This window comes from Aquabacterium sp. UBA2148, assembly GCF_002328915.1.
GTDB lineage: Bacteria > Pseudomonadota > Gammaproteobacteria > Burkholderiales > Burkholderiaceae_C > Aquabacterium > Aquabacterium parvum.
In genome coordinates this window covers 6,504-9,405 of the sequence record NZ_DCXA01000099.1, presented here as the reverse complement: position 1 = coordinate 9,405, position 2,902 = coordinate 6,504, and the positions used below count along the sequence as shown (strand labels likewise).

The window sequence follows — 2,902 nt, the reverse complement described above, 5'->3', positions numbered from 1 at the left end:
CGTGATGACGACCACCTCGGTTTGCCCGCCAGGCAAAGGCATGGCCCACTCGCTGCCAACGGGCGCGTCCGCCAGCGCCGCCAGGTTGGGCGAGATGAGCTGCACGCCGGGCTCCACCACGGCACCCAGCACGAAAGCCTGCGTCGAGACGGCGGCCACCGTGGCGGCAGGCGCCACCACCAGGGGCCCCTAGCCACGCTGGGCCACCGCGAACACCTGACCTCCCACGCGCACACCACCATGGAGCCCGCGTTTGGTCTGCCTGAGGTAGATCCGGTCGCCCACGGCATCGCCCAGTCGGGCGTGCCAGGACTTGAGGCCATCGCGACCCGTGATCACGGTTTCCAGCGTCAAGCGCTTGTGGCCGACCCGTGGCAGGTTCACCGCCCAACTCTCACCCACGCGGGCCTGCAGCAGGCGAGCCATGTCCAGCTGCATCGCTTGCTCGATGCGAACTTCCTGCGCAGGCAAGACCACCTCGGCCATGGGTTTGGCAGGCGCCGCGGCGCAAGCCCCGGCGGCGATCAAGGCAGCAGACAACAGACACAGTTGGCGCACAGACATGGTGAAAAACTCCAGCGAACAGCCGACCCACCGTCAGGCCCAGGCTTGAGCGCCAGACTAGTTCGCCCGAGCGTGAAATGCGCGTGAACTCCTGCCGCAGCCCGCGCGCGCTGAAGGCCTGTCGCCACCTTGAATCGGCAAAAGCGGCAAAACCACTCGGCCGCCGCCTTCCGCTTTTCAGGGGCTTTGTCAGGCAATTTCCTACAGCACGCCCAGCGTGACACCGACGCTTCGCGCAGCCAGGCCCCTATCAAGAAAACTGGGGTGTCTTTGCACAATGACTCCATCGACAACGCCAAAGCGAACAACGCCAGGCAACGCAGCGAACAGGAGCCCACCATGAACGCCGACCAGATCCTTGCCGAAATCCGCGAAGTCAACCTGTCCTACCTGATGCTGGCCCAGAGCCTCATCCGCAGCGACCGCGAGCAAGCCCTCTTCCGCCTGGGCATCTCCGAAGAAGCCGCCGAACGCCTGGCCTCCCTGTCGCCCGCCCAAGTGCTCAAGATCGCCTCGGGCAACACCCTGCTGTGCCGCATGCGCATCGACGACGACCTGGTCTGGAGCCTGCTGACCAGCCACTCCAAGTCCAACAACGACTCCGTCACCCGCCTGCACGCTTCCATCCTGATGGCCGGTCGCCACCAGGAAGCCGCCTGATCAGCGCCCGACGCTGACAACGCAGACAACGCCCCCCTTCCAGACGCCCCCCAGGAGAGACACCATGCGCACCAAGAGCCTGTTGACCGAAGCCAAGCAGATCGACCGCGCCATCACGCTGATCCACCTGGGCGCCCGCCTGCAGGTGCTGGAGTCGGAAACCGACATGTCGTATGAGCGCCTGCTGCGCCTGTACAAAGAGGTCTCGGGCAAGTCGCCCTCGAAGGGCCAGCTGCCTTTCTCGACCGACTGGTTCATGACCTGGCAGCCCAACATCCACGCCAGCCTCTTCTTGAACATGCACGAGTACCTGAACAAGGCCTCGGAGATGGACGAGATCGACGTGGTCATCAAGGCCTATCAGCTCTACCTCGAACAAACCCAGTCACAGGGCCTGGAGCCGCTGTTGTCCGTGACCCGCGCCTGGCGCCTGGTCAAGTTCATCGACAACGGCATGCTGACCATGACCAAGTGCAACAAGTGCGGTGGCCACTTCGTCACCCACCCCCACGAGATCGCCCGCCACTTCACCTGCGGCCTGTGCAACCCCCCGGCACGCGCCGGCAAGGGCAAGGCCGCTGGGTCACTTCAGCTGCACTGATTGGCACCGCGCCGCACCGCACCCACCGTTTTCATGCAGGTCTCCTCCTGGTAGCACCGTTGTCTCAGGTGCTTGCACGGGCCCTTCGCTTCGGCGTCGGGCCCGCTTTTTTGGCCGGGCGACGCTCAGCTCAAGAGGTGAACCCAGCGCCGAATGAGCTGGCGCCCCTCGTCAGCGACCTGGGTGAACTGCAGACCGAGGCGGAACAGATCGCCTGACGCCACGTTGAAGACGACCCGGGCCTGCGCGGTGATGGCATGCAAGCGGGTGCGATCGGTCGGGTCGGGCACGGCCAGCGCCAGGGTGAGCACGGCGCCATCGGGGAAGCGCCGGTCGAGCAGCAAGCTGACGCCACTTTCGGAGACGTTGATCGTGCGCCCCTCGGTGAAGGCCTCCGCAGAGATCAGCACCCGTGCGCGCCAGTGGGCGTTGACCCGGGTCGCGCCGCGTGCATCCACGGTGGGCCCCCCGGCACCACCTGACCATGACATGTCCTGATCCGCCAAAACAACCTCGACTTCCGTGCGGCTGGAGGGTGACGTCCAACATGTCGCGGACCCAAGCTGTCACCACAGATGGGAACGATTATGGTTCAGCATGTGAAACCCCGGTGAAGCCTGGGCCCATGCACCGAGACCTCCGAGCGGAACAAATTCCGCCAAACCAGGGCGAGTGTTCTCCCGGGATCGGGACACCCCCAACTTGCGTGGGTTGACAAGTCCGCGTACAAATGCCGTGTGGCAGTTCACGAACCGCCACCAGACCCCAACCACGGAGGCAACATGAGCCTGTCAACCCCCTCCATCTGGCAACGCAGTCGCCAAGCCACCTCGGTGGCATGCGGCATCGCCGGCATCGCTGGCCTGGCGCTGATGGCCCAGGGACACAACCTGCACGGCGTGCTGGCCTTGGCTGCCTGCACGGTGCTGTTGCGCAGCAGCGTGTTGAGCCACCGCGCCCGCCGTCGCGCGGCCGTGGCCAACCTGCGCCGCGCCTACCACGGCGCGGGCCGCTGAGTTCTCAAGTCCTGCCCTGGCGCTCAGCCGGCAGGACCACCCACCCAGCGCCGGTCACCGG

6 protein-coding genes are annotated in these 2,902 nt (G+C 65.7%); 3 read left to right on the top strand and 3 right to left on the bottom strand.

The genetic code is table 11. The annotated features are described in order from the left end of the window. On the bottom strand, nucleotides 1-180 hold a 180-nt coding region (locus B2W70_RS05395), incomplete at its 3' end, for a hypothetical protein (protein WP_286743631.1). A gap of 9 nt (nucleotides 181-189) precedes the next feature. Further along, nucleotides 190-564 carry a hypothetical protein gene (locus tag B2W70_RS05390; RefSeq protein WP_286743629.1) on the bottom strand — a complete coding sequence of 125 codons (375 nt, stop codon included), beginning with the start codon at nucleotides 562-564 and terminating at the stop codon, nucleotides 190-192. A gap of 339 nt (nucleotides 565-903) precedes the next feature. Here B2W70_RS05390 and flhD point away from each other — a divergent pair, with 339 nt between their 5' ends. Together flhD and flhC are read left to right on the top strand one after the other, a co-directional pair. Then, nucleotides 904-1,224: a flagellar transcriptional regulator FlhD gene (gene flhD, locus B2W70_RS05385; RefSeq protein ID WP_058086910.1), complete on the top strand. Its 321-nt coding sequence runs from the start codon at nucleotides 904-906 to the stop codon at nucleotides 1,222-1,224. 64 nt (nucleotides 1,225-1,288) lie between these two features. Next, on the top strand, nucleotides 1,289-1,825 hold the full coding sequence (flhC, locus tag B2W70_RS05380) for a flagellar transcriptional regulator FlhC (protein ID WP_058086832.1): 537 nt from the start codon (nucleotides 1,289-1,291) through the stop codon (nucleotides 1,823-1,825). A gap of 125 nt (nucleotides 1,826-1,950) precedes the next feature. Here the strand turns inward: flhC and B2W70_RS05375 are convergent, their stop codons facing one another. After that, a complete protein-coding gene (locus B2W70_RS05375; protein WP_286743627.1) occupies nucleotides 1,951-2,316 on the bottom strand; it encodes a PilZ domain-containing protein in 366 nt (121 codons plus the stop codon). Nucleotides 2,317-2,607: 291 nt separating this feature from the next. Here B2W70_RS05375 and B2W70_RS05370 point away from each other — a divergent pair, with 291 nt between their 5' ends. Further along, nucleotides 2,608-2,841, top strand: coding sequence for a hypothetical protein (locus B2W70_RS05370; RefSeq protein WP_286743625.1), 234 nt, complete (start codon nucleotides 2,608-2,610; stop codon nucleotides 2,839-2,841). Nucleotides 2,842-2,902: the final 61 nt, after the last annotated feature.